We start from the raw sequence: 18,163 nt of genomic DNA, 5'->3' as shown, positions 1-18,163 counted from the left end.
CGGCAGATGCGCATGCCGGTCACAAATTTCGACCCCACCCGTATGCCGCATTTGTTGCATACTCATATGAAAGGATAAAACCGCTCACCGAAGCGCATCCCTCACCAAGACTCAAAGTCATCATGTTGGAAAATGCTCATCTGTCGGAAGGAGTCGCTGTGGCAAAACAGCGCGTTACGATCGCAGACGTCGCTCGAGAGGCGGGAACCTCGACGGCAAGCGTCTCGTATTACCTCAACGACAAACGAGAAAAGCTTAGCGAGAAGACGCAGAACAAAATCGCGCGCGTCATTAAGGAACTCGGATACGTTCCCAACGCCCAAGCGCAGACGCTCACCGGCAAGCAAACCCACGTCATCGCCATCATCATTTTGGATAACACCAACAAATGGGCGGGGCTCGTTCTCAATGGCATGGAGCAGGTCATGCTCCCCGCGGGCTACCAGACGGTCGTTTGCACGAGCAACTTTAACCCCGAGACCGAGCTCATGTACGTCGACAAAATGCTCTCGCTGGGCGTCGATGGCTTTATCATCCAGCCCACGGCAAACTTCAAAGCCGTGCACGACCGCATTAGACGAGCCGGCAAGCCGGTCGTCTTTTTCGATGCGGCCATCTATAGCCCAGGTACCAGCTGGATCAAAACCAACCTTTACGACGGCGTGTACAACGCCACACAGGCACTCCTCGACGCCGGCTACGAAGATTTCTTTTCCATTGCCGCCAACATGACCGAGATGCGCACCCGCATGGAGCGTTTTCAGGGGTATGCCGAGGCGCTGGCAGCGAACGGGCAGCTCTACAAAGCGATTCCCATCGATCACAACAAGCCGTCAATCAACGAGCTTACCGAGTACTTTAAATTCAAGTTCAATCCCGCCAAGCGTACGCTCATCTTTGTCCAAAACCAATGGGCGCTCCCCCGCGTCTACAAGGCGCTTCAGCCCATGGCCCATCTGCTTCCGCAGCAAATCGGCCTTTTGGGACTCAACTGCGAAGACTGGACTAATCTCACCACGCCGACCGTCTCCACCATCATCGAGCCCGTCGACCAGGAAGGTCGCGAAGCAGCCGAGATGCTGCTCGCCCTACTTGACGGCAGCGGCGAACCCGGCGAGCAGCGCATTCTCGAGTGCAAGCTCAACTGGCTCGACTCCACCTCGATCTAGACCGCGGGACAAATGAATCAGTAGCGTTTGTCTCAAATCTTAAGTATTTGTTCGACAGAACGGCCCTTGCCGGCTCCTGCTAGACTGGTAGATTCCCAACCGTCCATCCAGGAGCCTCAATGTCGCGCAAGCCCGCCTACAAGCAAGCACTTTCCATCGGCACCGCCGTGGTGCTGGGGTTTGCGCTGTTTACGGGATCGCTCGACGGAGCGCCCAAGTTGCTGTCGCCGCAAGGCGATGAGCAGGCGGCGGCTCTGGCCGAAAAACAAAACGAGAGTCCCAGCCGCACCGACGACGAGGCAGACCTGGTCGCTCGGCTCGAATCGGGAACGGCGAGCGCGGCGGACCCTCAAAACAGCCAGGACTCCGGCGATGGCTCCGATTCCGCCGCGACCGACACCGATGACGACGTTTCCGCGGGCAGTGCCGCCACCCCCATCGACGAGGTCGAAAACCCCGACCTCAACCGCGCCCGCGGTGTTTATCTCAGCAGCATTCCCGACTACGCCGGCAACCCCTACGTTGCCCTTCGCGCCGACAGCACGCACCCGCTCGGCACGCCGTCATTCACACTCGATGAATACGATCGCGCCACCGAAGAGGGCTGCTTTAAGAAATTCTCCAAGCTCGACAGCCTGGGTCGCACTCGCAAGGCGCTCGCCTGTGTAGGCCCCGAGTCGCTCGGACAGGGAAAGCGCGGCGATATCTCGCGCATCCATCCTGCCGGTTGGCACCAGCAGCGCTACGACTTTATTCCGGGCCAGAGCCTCTACAACCGCTGCCACCTTATCGCCTGGTCGCTCTGCGGCGAAAACGCCAACCGCAAGAATCTCCTCACCGGCACGCGCTATCTCAACGAGACGGGCATGCTGCCGTTTGAAGAGCAGATTCTCAACTATATTCGCGATACGGGCAACCATGTGCTCTACCGCGTCACGCCTATGTATAACGAAGAGGAACTTGTCTGCCGTGGCATGCGCCTTGAGGCGCAATCGGTCGAGGACCACGGCAAGACCCTCTGCTTCCACGTATATTGCTACAACCTGCAGCCGCACGTGCAGATCGACTACACCACCGGCCGCAATCAGGCCTCGGGAGACTAGGACCGACCAAGCTGCCCCAAAGCCTAAATGATCCGTTTTCCTCCGTCCCCAAGGAATCAAAAAGAGCCGCCCCGGTTACCCAGGGCGGCCCTTTCGTCAGCACCTACATTGCAGACAAAATCACGTGCTACTTGGCGCGGCCCTCCTCATAGCGCTCGACCAGCTTGGCCTGAACGTCATAAGGCACCTGCTCATAGCCTGCGGGCTTCATGGTAAAGTCACCCGTGCCGCGCGTGATAGAGCGCAGGCGCGTCGAATAATCCGTCAGCTCTGCCAGCGGCGCCTGGGCAATAACCACGGTATCGCCGCGCTCATCGGTCTCCATGCCCGTCACGCGACCGCGCGATGCCGAGATGTCGCCCATCACAGCGCCGGCGTAGCTCTCGGGGATGGTCACCGTAATTTCCTCAATGGGCTCCAGCACCACCGGGTCGGCATCGGCACATGCCTTGCGCAGGCCGATGCGAGCTGCCGCGCGGAACGCCATCTCGTTGGAGTCGACGCTGTGATACGAGCCGTCGTACACAGCCACGCGAATGCCCGTGAGCGGGTAGCCGGCAATGATGCCGTCCTTCATGGTCTCCTGGACACCCTTGTCCACGGCGGGGATCAGCGAGCGCGGAATACGGCCGCCCACGACCTCGTCCACAAACTCATAGCCATCGCTCGTGCCGTCGGGCCCAATGAGCGGCTCCACGCGCAGCCAGCAGTCGCCGTACTGACCGGCGCCGCCGGTCTGCTTCTTATGGCGGCCCTGGGCACTTGCCGTACGGCGAATGGTCTCGCGATACGGAATGCGGATCGGCACGCTCTTGGCCACGACTTTGGTGCGATCCTCCAAACGGTTGAGCAGCACCGAAACCTGCGCCTCACCAACGGCGGAGATAATGGTCTGGCCGGTCTCCTCGTCGCGGTCGATGCTCATGGTCGGATCGGCCTTGCAGGCCTTCTCGATAAACGTGTAGAGCTTCTCTTCGTCGCCGCGATTCTCGGCCTCGATGGCAATGCGGTACTGCGAGTTGGGGAACTTAAACGCCGCGGCCTCGACCTTACCGGTAATCGAGAGCGTGTCGCCCGTCTCGGCAGCCAGCTTGGGCGCCACGATGATGTCGCCGGCATAGGCGTGACCGACCTCGGTCATATCGCGGCCGCACATCACATACAGGTGAGCCAGACGGTCGCCCTTGCGGGTACGCGCGTTGATCAGCTCAAGACCCGGCTCAAGCGTACCCGTCAGCACCTTGATAAAGCTGATGCGACCCTGCTGCGGATCGGCCAGGGTCTTAAACACAAACGCCACCGGACGGTCATCGTCGCTCGAGATTTTGAGCGAATCACCGTCGATGAGCGGCATCTCGCCGTAGTCGGTCGGCGCCGGAAAGTACGTCGCGATGTCGTCCATCAGCGAGTTGACGCCCTGCTCCTTAATGCAATCGCCCGCAAAGACCGGCACAAAGATGCGCTCGGCGATCGCCTTCGACAGCAGGCCCTCAAGCTCCTCCTGCGTCAGCGTCTCCTCGCCTTCCAGGTACTTCATCATCAGCTCATCGTCGGCCTCGGCCACCAACTCGCACAGATGGTCATGGGCCTCCTCGGCCTGGGCACGATACTCCTCGGGAATCTCCGACTCAACGGCTTCGGTGCCGTTGCAATGGCGCGCCTTCATGCGCACCAGGTCGATGATGCCGTCAAAGTCCTCGCCCTCGCCCCAGGGAAGGGTCACGGCGCCCAGGCGCGTGCCAAAGCGCTCTTGCAGCAGGTCCATCGTGGTCGCAAAGCTGGCCTCGGAGCGCGACAGGCGGTTTACGAACACCGCACGCGCCAGACGCAGGTCCTCGGCGGCATACCAGAGCTTAACCGTCGTAGGCTGTGGGCCGGCCTCGGCGTCGACCACAAACAGAGCCGTCTCGCAGACGCTCATCGCGGCAAAGGCGTCGCCGATAAAATCGGGGTAGCACGGGGCATCGAGCACATTGATGCGCGCGCCCTTCCAGTCGATCGGCGCGATGGTCGTCGAGATGGAAAATGCACGCTTGACCTCTTCGGGGTCATAGTCGAGCGTGGGCTTGGTGCCGTCGTGGCCGCCCAGGCGGGCGGTCTTGCCGGAAAGGTGGAGCATGGCCTCGGCGAGTGAAGTCTTGCCCACCCCGCCTTGGCCTACGAGCACCACGTTCCTTACGTTACCGGTCTTGGGAGCACCCATGATGACCTCCTTGCAGGGCCGCGCGCAATGCGCGACGCCAACGGGGAGAGTTCGCGGTCGGTGCCATCCCGGGAGCAGCATGGTCGGCAGCCGAGCCGACTCACCCTCCAAATGTCCTATGCCACCACCCTACCCTCACGGGCGACCGTCCATGCATACCTTTCGGCGCACGTATGAATACAGGCGGCGAGAGGAAGAGACAAGCTTGTGAGGCGATTATTGAACCCCGTCGATGCAAACAAAAAGCCGCCACAGACCGTAAGACCTGCGGCGGCTTCGCCTTAATTAATAGTTGAGTAAATACCTGAGCCTATCCCTCGATACGGCTCAAGAACTCACGGGTGCGCTGCTCACGCGGATGGTCGATGACCTGCTCGGCAGGACCCTCCTCGACAATGCGGCCGCCATCCATAAAGACCACGCGGTCGGCAACATCGCGCGCAAACTGCATTGCGTGGGTCACAATCACCATCGTCATATTCTGCGCGGCAAGGTCTTTAATGACACGCAGCACCTCGGCCGTCAGCTCGGGATCGAGCGCCGAGGTCGGCTCGTCAAAGAACAGGATCTCCGGGTCGAGCGCCAAGGCGCGGGCGATACTCACACGCTGTTGCTGACCGCCCGAAAGCTCACACGGAACCTTGTTCTCGTTGCCCGTAAGCCCCATCTGCGCGATCAACTCGCGCGCACGAGCTTCCGCCTGTTCGCGCGGGCGCTTAAGCACGCGGATCGGCGCGTCGATGATGTTTTTCATCACGGTATAGTGCGGGAACAGGTTGTAATTCTGGAACACCAGGCCGAATCGCGAGCGTGCCCGCTTGGGCACATCGCCCTTCGCATAGACTGCGCCCGAACCCGCATCCGTCGCAACGGCAAGGTCACCAAACGAGAGCGAGCCTCCGCCGAGTGTCTCGAGCAGCGTGGCACACCGCAGCAGCGTGGACTTGCCGCCACCCGAAGGCCCGATAATCGCCACGACCTCGCCACGCTTGACCTCGAGCGAGATATCCTTGAGCACCTCATTGCCGCCAAACGCCTTGCGAGCGCTTTCGATTTTCATCACCGAGTTAGTCATGATAATAGTCCAGCTTCTTTTCGGCGGCGCCCAACAGCATCTCGACCACGAAGTTGAAAACCCAGTAGATCAGCGCCGCAATCGCAAACGGTACCATGCTCACCTGCGAGGCAACCAGGGCCTTGGCGGTCGAGAACATCTCGCCCACGCCAATGGCAAACGCCAGCGACGTGTCCTTGACCAGCGTGATGATCTCGTTGCCCATCGCCGGCAGAATACGCTTGGCGACCTGCGGCATCACGATATACAGAAACGTCTGCACGCGCGAATAGCCCAGCACCTCGGCAGCCTCGTATTGACCGCGCGGAATGGACTGCAAGCCCGAGCGATAGATCTCGGCAAAGTAACCGGCGTAGTTGATGATGAACGCCACGACGCACGCCGTCCACTTGGAATCGGGCGTGAGCGAAATGCCAAACACGTAGTACGGGGCAAAGTAGATGGCAAACATCTGCAGCATGAGCGGCGTACCGCGCATGACCGAAATGTAGATGCGCGCAATCCAGCGAAGCGGCGCGATTTTGCTCATGCGCATAAACGCCACGGGGATTCCCAGCGGAATCGACCCCAGCAGCGTCAGCACAAACAACTGCAAACTGACCAAGAATCCCTGGCCAAGCATCTGCATCATGACCTGAATAGACAACCTAAGCTCTCTTTCACAGCAACAGAACAGCAAACCCAATGCTAAAGCGGGTTTTCCAGGTGCTCGAGTTTGCCGTGAAAGAGGAGCGCCGCGTACTAAATGTACGCAAGCGACGGTTTGAACGGCAAAATCGGGTGCCTGGGAAAGCCGCTATTTCAGAACCCAGTTGTCGAAGGAAAGGCCGTAATCTGCATATTTGTCGCACAGGTCCTTAACCGTGCCGTCCTCGTAGAGCGCCTTGAGCGACTCGGTCACGGCGTCGGCCGACTTGGTGTCGACCTTCTTAAAGCCGACGGCGTAGTGCTCGCTGGACAGCGGCTCATCAAGCTGCGTATAGGCATCGGGCTTGGCGGCAAGCTGATACTGGGCAATCGAAAGGTCGCAAGCCACGGCATCGACCGCGCCGCTCTCGAGCTGCATAAAGGCCGTGTTGTACTCGCCGATCGTATCGAGCGTGGCAAATGTCGCCGCCAGATCCTTCTGATCACCCTCGAGCACATCCTGCGCAGCGGAATCGGTCTGGGTAATCACGGTCTTGCCGGCAAGATCGTCCCAACTCTTGATGCCCGCATCCTTCTTGACCACCAGCACCTGCTCGTTGAGCATGTACGGCTCGGAGAACGTGTAGTCGTCCTCGCGACCCTCCATGGTAAAGCCGTTCCAGATGCAGTTGATGGCGCCCGAGTTAAGCAGCGTGTCCTTAGCGTCCCAGTCGATGGCTTCGTATTTGACCTCCCAGCCCTGCTTATCGGCAACAGCCTTGGCCAGATTGAGATCAAAGCCGGTGTACTCGCCATCGTCGCCCACAAAGCCGTACGGAGGATAGGACTTATCAAAGCCTACCACGAGCTTCTTGGACTCCGCAGCGCCCTTCACATCCTTGGCCGCGGCAGAGCCAGCAGCGGAGCCCTTGCCGGCACCACCGCCGCAACCGACAAGACCAAGGCCAAGCACCGTGGCGAGCGAGCCGGCTAGACCAACAAACTGACGACGAGACATATCGGTATTCATGGTATCCCCCTTGATGGTACTTTAGTTAAGTAAAGTGAATCGTGTAACGTTCAGCATCATACACTTTAGCGTGATAGAGCACAAGGCGAGTTTGCCCGCCGCGTGAGGGGTGTGGGGGTTAAGTTTCCTGCTCTACAGTCCTGCTCACGACGGAGGCCACATTAAGTGGCCTCCTGTTCGTGCGGAACTCGCGATAAACTTAACCCCCACACCCCTCACGCGGCGGGCAACCGTCGTTGGGCTTATCACCGACACGATTAAACCGCTTGTATATCGTCTGCTGGCTTGGCACGGTACAATACTTGCAGCTTTAATTCATGAATTAGTGGAGTTATTGATGGCAGAATCTCGTGCGGAGCGTAAGGCTCGTCGTGCTTTGATCGAGGCGGCTGAGGGGTCGAAGGAGGAGAAATCTTCTACGAAATCCAAGTCTTCTAAAGCTGCAAAAAGCAAATCGACCAAGAACAGGGCTAAGACCAAGCGTTCTGACTCTCGTCGGAGCGAGGTCAAGGCATCTCAGACTCGCTCCAAGCGCTCGCATAAAGATCAGGTTTCGTCTGCGCGCAAGGCCGTTGATCCCAAGTCTCCTTGTTCCATCATGAAAGCTTGCGGTGGATGTACGGCGCTCAATCGTCCTTATAAGAAGCAGCTCGCCGCCAAGCAGGCTGCTATGGAGGAGCTTTTTGCTTCGCTTTGTGAGCGTGAGGGCATTGCTGTAGATCCTATTCGTGGCATGGGTGTCACCCTGGGCGACCCGGGTAAATATCCTGCGCCGCGTGGCTTTCGTCATAAGGCTGCCACTCCCTTTGCTCCCGGTAAGGAGGGCGCCGTCCGTTGCGGTTTCTTTGAGCGCGGCACGCACAAGATCGTTGCCGTACCCGAATGCCCCGTCGAGGCACCGGGCGCCCGTCAGATTCTCAACGGCATCGCACGCGAAGCTGAGCGGCTGCATATTCCCGCCTTTAATGAGGACAAGCATCTTGGTTTGCTTCGCTATGCCGTCGTCCGCTGCGGTTGGCGTACCGACCAGGTCATGGTCACGCTCGTGACCGCTCAGCGCGACTTGCCGCATGCGCAGGAGTTCTTTGAGGCTGTCGCCGCACTCAATCCGCACATCGTCACCGTCGCCCAAAACATCAACGGACGTCCCGGCAACGCCATCCTCGGCGAGGAAACCCGCATTGTATATGGCGCCGAGTGCATGCGCGACCAGCTGCTCGGCTGCGAGTTCGATATCTCCCCCACCGCGTTCTACCAGACCAACCCGCAGCAGACCGAGCTGCTCTATCAGCTCGCGATTGACGGCATGGACCTGCAGCAGGGCGACGTACTCATGGATGCCTATTGCGGTAGCGGAACTATCGGCCTGTGCGCAGCCAAAGCCGCCCAGGACAAGGGCGTCGGCATTATGCTGCTTGGCGTGGAGCGTAACCACGCCGGCATTGCCGACGCACGTCGTAATGCCGAGCTCAACGGCCTCACCCGCAGCGCTTGGTTTATGGCCGACGATGCCACCGACTACATCCTAGATGCCGCCGACAACAACGAGCGAGTCGATGTCCTTTCCATCGATCCGCCGCGCGCCGGCTCCACGCCCGAGTTCCTCGAAGCTGCCTGCGCGCTTAAGCCGCGCCGCATCACCTATATCAGCTGCAACCCCGTAACTCAAGAGCGCGACCTGCATCAGCTCCTCGACGGAGGCTATCGCCTGCTCAAGATCACGCCCGTCGACATGTTCCCTCACACCGACCACACCGAAACCGTAGCGGTCCTCGAACGCCGCTAACCAACCTCAGTAGATTTTTGGGACAAGAAAGGGGGCGACCCGTCTGGGCCGCCCCCTTCGCTTGGTTTATAAACTCCGCTACATCCCATTGCGCAGATTGCACACGCCGGCTGCCGCCATCTCGCACAGCAGCGTCTCGCGGTCGCGCGTCACGATCAAATCCAGCGGGAAGTGAATCTCGTCGAGCATCTTGCGCGCGTGATCGAGCTTGCCAATCGCCATGCCAATGTGCGCATCGGTCGAAACGCCAATGCCCACGCCCAGCTCGGCGCAGCGCTCGGCGATCTTGCGACATACGGCCCAATGCTCAGTGTCGACACCGTGTTCAAGACTATGGTTGTTGATCTCGATAATCTTGTGCTTGGCCTTAGCCGCCAACAGCACCTCGTCGATATCGAACGGCACGCCCGAACGCCCCGTGTGACCCAGCATGAACACCTTGGGGTGCTCCAGGGCATTGATATACATCTCGGTCGTCTGGGCCAGCGTCGCGCCTTCAGCAATCTGCGGATTATGCACGCTCGCAACCAAATAATCCAAATTACGCGTAACCAAATCGAACAGCGAATGCTGACGGCTGTACGAATCGCCGGCAATATCGAGCGTGACAGGAGTGTCCTCGCCAAACAGGCTTCCGTCCAGCGAAACGATATCGGCCTCGGCACCACGCAGCACCAGCACGCCGCTCCAAATGCGCGGCCAGATATCCTGGTTGATAAAGAACTGGTAACTGCGCAGGTCATTGGGGCAAGCCGTAACCATAGAGCTCAAATGGTCGGCAGATCCGAGCACCTGCAGACCACGCTCTGCCGCCCAGTACACATTCTCCTCAATGGTCGAATATGCATGCGCAGAGAACATCGTATGGGTATGAATGTCACAAGAAAGCAGGTAGGGCATCAGGTCTCCTTATCTGGCACGGCCGTCGCTTATATTCATTGTACGCATAGCCTTCGATAGTCGTAAAACCACTCCATCCCAAAGACACAACGTCCATGACAACGGGGTCCGGCTTAACACCAAACCCCGTTTCACGTAAAACATTGTAGGCAGAGCGCTTTACTTTTAACGATACTCGTCCGCCAACTGTTTCCAAGCGGGTAGCGAATTGACAATCGTTTCGTAGCTCACGCAATAGCCCAGGCGGAACCAACCCGGCATACCAAAGCTGTCCGAGGGAACCGCAAGCAACTCATACTTCTTTGCGCGCTCGCAAAACGCATTCGCATCGGGCTCCAACGCTTTCACCCATAGGTAGAACGCGCCATCCGGCTCAACATAGGTGTAGCCGTACTCCGCTAGTGCGTCGGTAAGCGCGGTGCGGTTGCGTGCATAGGCCTCAACGTCACTCGGCTCATCGATGCAGTCGATAATTACGCGCTGAAAGAGCGCCGGCGCGCACACGAAGCCCAGCGTACGGGCGGCACCGGCAACGGCCGGCATCAGACGGGCAGCCTGCGGATTGGTGTTGGGAACCAAGATCCACCCCACGCGCTCACCCGGCAGCGACAGCGACTTGGAATACGAGTAGCACACGATGGTGTGCTCGTAGATCGAGGGCACCCAAGGCACCTCGGCACCGTACACGATCTCGCGGTACGGCTCATCCGAGATGAGCATAATCGGATTCTCGGGATCGCGCTGAGCGTTGGCCTCGCGCAGAACATTGGCCAGTCGCGTCAGCGTGTCGCGCGTATATACGGCACCGGTCGGGTTGTTGGGCGAGTCGATAATGACGGCTGCCGTCTTGTCGGTGATCGCCTTGAATACGTTATCCACGCTCAGCTGGAATGTGTCCTCGTTGGCAAGCGCCTCGACACACGTGCAGCCGGCCTTCTCAATCCAAACGCGATACTCCGGAAAGTACGGGGCGATAACAATAACCTCGTCGCCCGGGTTCGTAACGGCGTTGAGCGTACAGGTGAGCGAAGCCGCGGCACCCACCGTCATAAAGACGTCTTTGCCCTCATAGCTCGTGCCAAAGCGGCGGTTGAGCGATTCGGCGACGGCTGCTCGACATTGCGGCAGGCCCGGAGCGGGGGTGTAGCCGTGCAACTGGTCACTCGGCAGCTCCAGGGCCTTCTTAATCGACTCAGCAACAGCAGCGGGCGCCGGAACGCTCGGATTGCCCAGCGAAAAATCGAATACGTTTTCCGCACCGATCTGCGCCTTGCGCTCAAGGCCATAGCTAAAAATCTCACGGATGATGGAGCTTTCCGCACCGCGAGCATACATAGTTTCGTTGATCATCTGTTCCCCTTTCGCATAGGCGCTATTGTACGCTTTAGCCGAGCAAAGTGCCGCAGCAATGTTGATTGGGGACAGACTTAAATGCGTGAAAACGCTCATTTAAGTCTGTCCCCAATCAACAGACGGCCCCATATCGCTCAAAAGAAAAAGCCTCCGCAGGTTTCCCCGCGGAGGCTTTCGCTACAAGAACTATTTGTCGGCGTCGGTGTTGCCGTCAGCGTTGACAGCATTGCCATCACCGGCATCATCGGATGCGGCTTCGGCATCCTCCTGCATGGCCGCCTGCGCAAAGGCCGCGGCATCGGCCGCCAGCTCTTCCTCGCTCATGCGAGGCGCGCGCTTTTTGGCCGGCATACCGGCCGCCTTGGCATTGCGCTCCTCCTTGGCCGCCAGGATATCGCCCTCGCGCTCAAGGTAGGCGTCCCACTCGTTGTCAAGCAGGGCGTTCACGGCATCGCCCTCGACAGTCTCGCGCTCAAGCAACACCTTGGCCATCAGATCGAGCTGGTCGCGACGGGCATCCAGAATCTCGACCGCACGGCGATGGGCCTCACGCATAATGCGCTGAACCTCGATGTCGATGCGACGCGCCGTCTCCTCGGAGTAATCCTGGTGATCGGCATAGTCGCGGCCCAGGAATACCTGATGCTGCGCCTCGCCAAAGACCTGGGTACCCAGCTCTTCACTCATGCCCAGGCGCGTGACCATCTCGCGCGCCATCTTGGTCGCACGCTCCAGGTCGTTGCTCGCGCCCGACGTAATGTCGTCGCACATGAGCTCCTCGGCAACGCGTCCGCCCAAGAACACGGCGAGCTCGTCGAGCATCTCGTTTTTGGTCTTGAGGAAGTGGTCCTCCTGCGGCAGCTGCAGCGTGTAGCCCAGGGCCTGGCCGCGGCTGACGATCGAGATCTTGTGGACCGGATCGGAGTGCTCCAGGATGTGACCCACCAGGGCGTGACCGCTCTCGTGGTAGGCAATCGTGGTGCGCTCGGCCTCGGTCATCACGCGGCCCTTGCGCTGCGGTCCGGCAATCACGCGCTCCATCGACTCCTCGACCTCGTCCATCGAGATCACGGAACGATGGCGACGGGCAGCCAGCAGCGCAGACTCGTTGAGCAGGTTTGCCAGATCGGCACCGGTAAAGCCAACGGTCATCTGGGCGAGCTTCTCAAACTTAACGTCCTCGTCCATCGGCTTGTTCTCGGCATGCACGCGCAAGATCTGCTCGCGGCCCTTCACGTCCGGACGGTCAACCGTAACCTGACGGTCAAAACGGCCGGGACGCAGCAGAGCCGGATCCAGAATGTCGGGGCGGTTGGTAGCGGCGATCAGGATAACCGACTCGCTCTCCTCAAAACCGTCCATCTCGACCAGCAGCTGGTTGAGCGTCTGCTCGCGCTCGTCGTGACCGCCGCCCAAGCCGGCTCCGCGCTGACGTCCCACGGCGTCGATCTCATCGATAAAGATGATCGACGGGGCCTGGGACTTGGCCTCCTTAAAGAGGTCACGCACGCGGCTGGCGCCGACGCCCACGAACATCTCGACAAAGTCAGAACCCGAAATGCTAAAGAACGGCACGCCCGCCTCGCCGGCAACGGCCTTTGCCAGCAGCGTCTTACCGGTGCCCGGAGGGCCCACGAGCAAAACGCCGCGCGGAATCTTGGCGCCCAGCTTGCGGTAGCGATCCGGATCGCTCAAGAAGTCGCGGATCTCCTCGAGCTCCTCGACTGCCTCGTCCACGCCGGCAACGTCTTCAAACTTGACCTTGGGGCGTGTGGCCTCGTTGGTCTTGGCGTTGGTCTTGCCAAACTGCATGTTCCTGTTGTTGGCGCCCATCATCTGGCGCATAAAGTAGAACATGATGGCGATAAGGGCGATCGTCGGAAGCACACTCATCGCCAAGTCACCCCAAAAATCGGGATCGTTGGTGTTGACGATGTACTTGGTATCGGGGTGCTCCGCCATGAGCTCGGCAAGCGAATCGGAGCCGACATAGGTCGAGGAGAAGCTCTTGAGCTCGCTCGTATCGCCCTTGTCCTTCTTCGTCTTCCAGTAATGACCCGTCACGCTTCCGTCTTGAACCGTATAGGTCAGATCTTCGACGCGATCCTGCTTGATGGCGCTCACCATCTCGCTCGTCGCGAGCTTAACGCTATTGCTGGAATTGGCAAAGCCGGAGCCCATGTTAAAGAAGGCGTAGCCCAGAAGCGCGCAAGCCAAAATAAAATACAGCCAGCCCGTACGCGTGGGCTTCTTGCCTCCGGGCATCCCCGGGATCTTAGGCTCCCGGGGAGTCTGGGAATTGTTCTCGTTACGGTCGTCGGGCATCTTACGAATAAACCTCCGGTTTCAAAATGCCCAGATACGGAAGGTTACGATAGCGCTCGGCATAGTCGAGGCCGTAGCCCACCACAAAGGCATCGGGGCAATGGGTTCCAACATACTTGGGCGTGATGGCCGAGACGCGGTCCTCAACGTCCTTCCACAGGAAGGCGGCGACCTCCAGAGAAGCGGGCTTGCGGCTCTCGAGGTTCTTCATCAGATACTTGAGCGTCAGGCCCGAGTCCAGAATGTCCTCGACGATCAGCACGTCGCGACCGCGGATGTCGATATCCAGGTCCTTAATGATACGCACGATACCCGAGGACTTCACACCGTCGCCATAGCTCGAAACAGCCATGAAATCGATGTTGGTCGGCAGCTCGATCTTACGCATCAGGTCGCCCATAAAGACCACGGCGCCGCGCAGGACCGCAATCAGCACCAGATCCTTACCCGCGTAGTCGCGAGTAATCTGCTCGCCTAGGCGAGAGACGATACCGTCGATATCCTCCTGCGTGAACAGAACCTTCTCGATATCCGGATGTTGAGAAGCCATGACAACCCTTTCTTGTGCTTATCGCCCACACACCGCCGTATGGACGCGAACTACACATTCTAGCAGCGCACGGGGTAAATTTACCAGCCCGTGCGCCATCAGCGCGGGAATACCGTCAACGCCGCACAGAACAGCTGGTGCGAGGGGCTAATCCGCGTCAACCACGCGAAGCAGATAAGCCACACGCGTCGCCGCCGTGCATTTAAAACGTTCGTCCGCGCGAACTCCGGCGACCCACACCACGGCACCTCCCGGCGCCGTCCTCACCACGGGCACGCCGGCGCGCTCGGAAACGGGAATGCGAGCCTCGCCTAGCAAGTCGGATACCTTCTTGCTTCGGCCACTCATTCCTAACGGGCACATCACGTCTCCCGGTGCGGGACCGTCCACCCACAGGCGCGCCAATCGCGCCTCTGCAGGGATCTCGCCACGTGAGCCCGCCAGGATCCGCTCACTATCGCTGTCGGCAAAACCCAGGGCAGCCGCGTCTACCAAAGCTGTCACTTCCCCGGCAGCCGCAAGCTCACGGGCGCGGCGCACGATATCGCATCCCGGCTCAACGGCCATCGGCTCTGCGACCAGCATGCGCCCCCCGCCCAACGGCAAACGACCGGGTATGGTAATCCAGTCCGCAACCAGCCCCTCACGAGCCGCCGGCGCCTTAAACGCTAGCATGCCAAACTCGACGCGCGCGTCAATTCCCGCCGGAAGCGTGACCGAGCCTGTGCCTTCGGCAACGCAGGAAAGGACTCGCTCCACATGTCGCATCTCTGGACGAGCGCCCGGATCGATGCGTTTGATCGCCAGTCGCACGATGCGCCGCGCGATTACCACCTCGGCCGCAGCAAGGCGTCTGGCATCGAGCACTAGCGCGCCCGCCGCCTCCTTGCGCAGGCAGCTTCGAAACGCCTGTGCCGACAGCTGGGATAGAAACGCATCTTCGTCACCCAAGATCTCACAGGCGGCGCCAATCGTCTTGCACACGCTCGCATTACGCTGTGCCACCACTGGCATTACCCGATGGCGCACGTAGTTTCGCAGATACGAGATATCCTCATTGCTCTCGTCTTCACGCCACGGCTGACCATGTACCTGTAGATAGCCCACGAGCTCGCCATGAGTTAGGTCGAGCAAGGGACGCACCACGATATTCCTCCGGCGAGGAATGCTCGATAGACCAGCGGGCCCCGAACCCTTAATCGCGTTCATCAAAAACGTTTCCGCGCGATCCGAAGACGTGTGCGCGGTGCAGATACGAGCCGCCGTTCGCGGTGCCCCCGTCTGGGCGCAGAGTTCGCGAACATACCTCCGCGCCGCGGCATAGCGCACCTCGCGGGCCGCGGCCTCAATATTGCCCGACTCCCCATCAAAATAAGCGTGCTCCACACACAGCGGTAAACCATATTGCGCGCAGAGCTCACGCACAAAGGCCTCGTCGCCATCGGACGCCTTGCCGCGCAGATGATGGTTTACATGCAGCACATGCAGGCGCTCGCGAGCAATGGGGGCAACACCGCGTCCGTCTTGGATATCCAGCTTTGATGTGCACGCCATAAGAAGCAGTGCCGTCGAGTCCGCGCCGCCTGATACCATGAGCACGACAGGAGCTGCCTGCTGCCTCGTCCGGGTCTCATCGACTGCCCCAGGCACGGCATGGTGTCCGTAATGCTGTGATACCGTTGGCATTCGCTTCCTCCTTTATTCGTCCGCACCCATTGTATCCTTTGGAATCTTATGTCTTGCCTGCACCTTCATATCCTCGGCAGTGGCTCTAAAGGCAACTGCGCACTCATCGAGGGCCCGCAGGGGCTCATTATGGTCGATGACGGACTGTCTCGCCGCGAGACATTAAAGCGCATGGCAGAACTGGGGCTCTCGGCAGACAACGTCTCGGCTCTTCTCATTACTCATGAGCATAGCGATCACATCAAGGGCCTCGATGTCTGGTGCAAGCACTGGCACGGCCCCCTCTTTGCCAGCAGGGGCACTCTTTCGAGCAAAGAAAATCTTTCGCATCTGCCTGTCGAGGAATTCGATCCCGGTGACACCCTATCCATTGCCGGCATCCACGTGCAAACCTACTCAACGTCACACGATGTCATCAATCCAGTCGGCTATCGATTCGACACCCTCGATGATTCCATCGGTTTTGCCACCGACACCGGAGAGCTATCGAGCCAAGCCATGAACACCCTCGAAGATTGTCGAGTCCTCGCACTCGAAAGCAACCACGATGTGACCATGCTGCGCGAGGGAGAATATCCCCGCTTTCTTCAGGAGCGCATCCTGTCTGCAAGGGGACACCTCTCCAATGGCCAAGCCGCCGAAGCCGCGCGCGAACTTGTTACCGAACGCACCGAACAGCTCATTGCCATGCATATCAGCCAAGATAACAATCGTCCGAGCCTTACCGTCAAAAGCTATGCCAAAGCTCTGACCGCAACCCTGGATGACGAGGTCGGCAGCTCCGCAACCCTTCTCCAAGGATCGCGAAAACTCTCGATACGCCCCGCAAGCCAGCATCGGCCAGTAACCATTCAATAGACTGTCCTAGACAGCAAAAGGGGCCGAGAATCGCTTCCCAGCCCCTTTTGCTGTCTTTTAATAGCGCAGAACACCAACGAAGTTAGTCGATGGAGATCTTCGTAACGTTCTTCTTCTCGACGATCTTGGGGACCGTAACGGTCAGGATGCCGTCAGCGTACTTAGCCGAGAGGCCCTCGCTCGAAGCGTCCTTTAGATACACGCCACGCGTCGCGCTGTACGAGCTGAACTCCTTCTGCAGGAAGTTCTTGCCCTCGTTCTCCTCGTCTTCCTCGACATTCACGCTAATGGACAGACGACCCTCGTTAAGCTCGACATCGATATCGTCCTTGGCGACGCCGGTCAGATAAGCCTTGACCTCATAGCCGTCGCCCTTATCCTCAACGTCAACGGGAAACGCCTTGGAAGCAATCGAGTTGTTTGCAAGGTCAGTCATATCATCAAACAGATCGAACAGCGAGCTAGCAGAAGGACGAACGCCAAAAACCGAACGATAAGGAACCATGCTTGCCATGTTTACCACTCCTTTTAAGGACTGCCGAGTCATCTTCTAGGTGACTGGGACTTCTTTTGACGCTCTTATATATGCCCACCCAGTGCTCATATATACATCGACTATAAAGTTTTTTGAGTCTAGTACTATAAGCATATCTAAGTGTGTTTGACTCAGGTTTTAATAAGGTTAAGGTTCTTTGAACCAGAGCTTAAATAACAAGTATGTTCACAGCTACAAATAGCAAGGGGCTTACAATGAGCGCGTACACGTTGTTGGTAACGAGCTAAAGGGCATCATGGACGACCAAAACCAGAACAAAATGTTTATGCCGACGCAGGGGGAAGATACTTCCACGCAGCCGCCGCGGTTCCATCGCCCCCACATCTCGCAAGAGCCCATTAATGATCCGGAGCCCGAGTATGTGACGAGAAATCGATATCAAACGCTCGAGGATGCCCAAACGGGACGTAAACATATGGGCGTCGCCTCGGGAGACCCTGTATATCTGAAAGACGCACCATTATCTAAAAACAGCGCAGCTAGTGATGAGCCGATGAAAGCATCCGCCACTCATCGACAAAGAGGTCCTCGACCAAAGCAAACCTTGACGCATTCGGCTCGCTATCTCGAAACGCCAAAACAGGGAAAATCAATCTTCGTTTCGACAAGTAAACGACGCAAGCAGCATCGACTGACAATCCTGCTTTTGATCATTGCGGTCATAGCAGTTGCCCTTGTTATTCGATTTATCTTCTTTAAATAAAGGCTCAATACCAAAAACGATAAGATCGTCTGGTGTAATAGAGTCATTTACGCCCCGTAAACGCAAAAAAGGGGGAGGCCGCGTGGCCTCCCCCTTCTAAGTTCAAGCGTACGGCTCGGTGCCGTCCACCGGTCAGCGGCGCCCTGGCCTCCCACGGGCTGACCCCGCAGTACTCTCGGCGCGATGGGGCTTAGCTTCCGGGTTCGGAACGGGACCGGGCGTGCCCCCCATGCTCTGGC

15 protein-coding genes and 1 rRNA gene are annotated in these 18,163 nt (G+C 58.8%); 5 read left to right on the top strand and 11 right to left on the bottom strand.

Annotated elements, in window-relative coordinates; genetic code table 11:
* Window positions 1-158 precede the first annotated feature (158 nt).
* Window positions 159-1,169 (top strand): LacI family DNA-binding transcriptional regulator, encoded by a 1,011-nt coding sequence (locus PMX70_RS05955; protein WP_271743145.1) that lies wholly within the window; start codon window positions 159-161, stop codon window positions 1,167-1,169.
* Between the two features lie 119 nt (window positions 1,170-1,288).
* Window positions 1,289-2,272, top strand: coding sequence for a DNA/RNA non-specific endonuclease (locus PMX70_RS05950; RefSeq protein WP_138113581.1), 984 nt, complete (start codon window positions 1,289-1,291; stop codon window positions 2,270-2,272).
* 127 nt (window positions 2,273-2,399) lie between these two features.
* On the opposite strand, the gene PMX70_RS05945 is transcribed toward PMX70_RS05950, so the two are convergent.
* The 4 genes from PMX70_RS05945 to PMX70_RS05930 form a co-directional block, all read right to left on the bottom strand.
* Window positions 2,400-4,475: an elongation factor G gene (locus tag PMX70_RS05945; protein WP_128620655.1), complete on the bottom strand. Its 2,076-nt coding sequence runs from the start codon at window positions 4,473-4,475 to the stop codon at window positions 2,400-2,402.
* Window positions 4,476-4,785: 310 nt separating this feature from the next.
* Window positions 4,786-5,550, bottom strand: coding sequence for an amino acid ABC transporter ATP-binding protein (locus tag PMX70_RS05940; protein ID WP_229066893.1), 765 nt, complete (start codon window positions 5,548-5,550; stop codon window positions 4,786-4,788).
* Window positions 5,543-6,196, bottom strand: a complete 654-nt coding sequence (locus PMX70_RS05935) for an amino acid ABC transporter permease (protein ID WP_006235606.1) — start codon at window positions 6,194-6,196, stop codon at window positions 5,543-5,545. Before PMX70_RS05935 ends, PMX70_RS05940 begins: the two co-directional genes overlap by 8 nt.
* A 150-nt stretch (window positions 6,197-6,346) precedes the next feature.
* A complete protein-coding gene (locus PMX70_RS05930) occupies window positions 6,347-7,207 on the bottom strand; it encodes a transporter substrate-binding domain-containing protein (RefSeq protein ID WP_271743144.1) in 861 nt (286 codons plus the stop codon).
* A 337-nt stretch (window positions 7,208-7,544) separates the two neighbouring features.
* On the opposite strand from PMX70_RS05930, the gene rlmD reads away from it, so the two are divergent.
* Entirely contained in the window at window positions 7,545-8,993 is a 1,449-nt protein-coding gene (rlmD, locus tag PMX70_RS05925) for a 23S rRNA (uracil(1939)-C(5))-methyltransferase RlmD (protein WP_138113589.1), read from the top strand.
* Window positions 8,994-9,071: 78 nt separating this feature from the next.
* Here the strand turns inward: rlmD and PMX70_RS05920 are convergent, their stop codons facing one another.
* The 5 genes from PMX70_RS05920 to tilS all read right to left on the bottom strand — a co-directional run bounded on the left by PMX70_RS05920 (window position 9,072) and on the right by tilS (window position 15,807).
* Window positions 9,072-9,893, bottom strand: a complete 822-nt coding sequence (locus PMX70_RS05920; protein ID WP_271743143.1) for a phosphatase — start codon at window positions 9,891-9,893, stop codon at window positions 9,072-9,074.
* 165 nt (window positions 9,894-10,058) lie between these two features.
* Entirely contained in the window at window positions 10,059-11,243 is a 1,185-nt protein-coding gene (locus tag PMX70_RS05915; protein WP_271740479.1) for a pyridoxal phosphate-dependent aminotransferase, read from the bottom strand.
* Between the two features lie 189 nt (window positions 11,244-11,432).
* The gene (ftsH, locus tag PMX70_RS05910; RefSeq protein WP_271740480.1) at window positions 11,433-13,571 is read right to left on the bottom strand and encodes an ATP-dependent zinc metalloprotease FtsH; all 2,139 of its coding nucleotides are present in this window, start codon (window positions 13,569-13,571) and stop codon (window positions 11,433-11,435) included.
* 1 nt (window position 13,572) lies between these two features.
* Entirely contained in the window at window positions 13,573-14,121 is a 549-nt protein-coding gene (gene hpt, locus PMX70_RS05905) for a hypoxanthine phosphoribosyltransferase (RefSeq protein ID WP_035138721.1), read from the bottom strand.
* Between the two features lie 147 nt (window positions 14,122-14,268).
* A complete protein-coding gene (gene tilS / locus PMX70_RS05900) occupies window positions 14,269-15,807 on the bottom strand; it encodes a tRNA lysidine(34) synthetase TilS (protein WP_006235599.1) in 1,539 nt (512 codons plus the stop codon).
* 48 nt (window positions 15,808-15,855) lie between these two features.
* Here tilS and PMX70_RS05895 point away from each other — a divergent pair, with 48 nt between their 5' ends.
* Window positions 15,856-16,665, top strand: a complete 810-nt coding sequence (locus tag PMX70_RS05895) for an MBL fold metallo-hydrolase (protein WP_006235598.1) — start codon at window positions 15,856-15,858, stop codon at window positions 16,663-16,665.
* 82 nt (window positions 16,666-16,747) lie between these two features.
* Here PMX70_RS05895 and PMX70_RS05890 read toward each other — a convergent pair whose 3' ends face one another.
* A complete protein-coding gene (locus PMX70_RS05890) occupies window positions 16,748-17,179 on the bottom strand; it encodes an Hsp20/alpha crystallin family protein (protein ID WP_040359532.1) in 432 nt (143 codons plus the stop codon).
* Window positions 17,180-17,456: 277 nt separating this feature from the next.
* On the opposite strand from PMX70_RS05890, the gene PMX70_RS05885 reads away from it, so the two are divergent.
* On the top strand, window positions 17,457-17,924 hold the full coding sequence (locus PMX70_RS05885; protein ID WP_138113597.1) for a hypothetical protein: 468 nt from the start codon (window positions 17,457-17,459) through the stop codon (window positions 17,922-17,924).
* Window positions 17,925-18,054: 130 nt separating this feature from the next.
* On the opposite strand, the gene rrf is transcribed toward PMX70_RS05885, so the two are convergent.
* A 5S ribosomal RNA gene (gene rrf / locus PMX70_RS05880) occupies window positions 18,055-18,163 on the bottom strand; the annotation flags it as partial.

Origin of the sequence: Collinsella aerofaciens (assembly GCF_028206795.1) — a bacterium.
GTDB classification, from domain to species: domain Bacteria; phylum Actinomycetota; class Coriobacteriia; order Coriobacteriales; family Coriobacteriaceae; genus Collinsella; species Collinsella aerofaciens_AX.
Note: the sequence above shows the minus strand (reverse complement) of the source record. Positions and strands in the feature narration are given on the sequence as shown.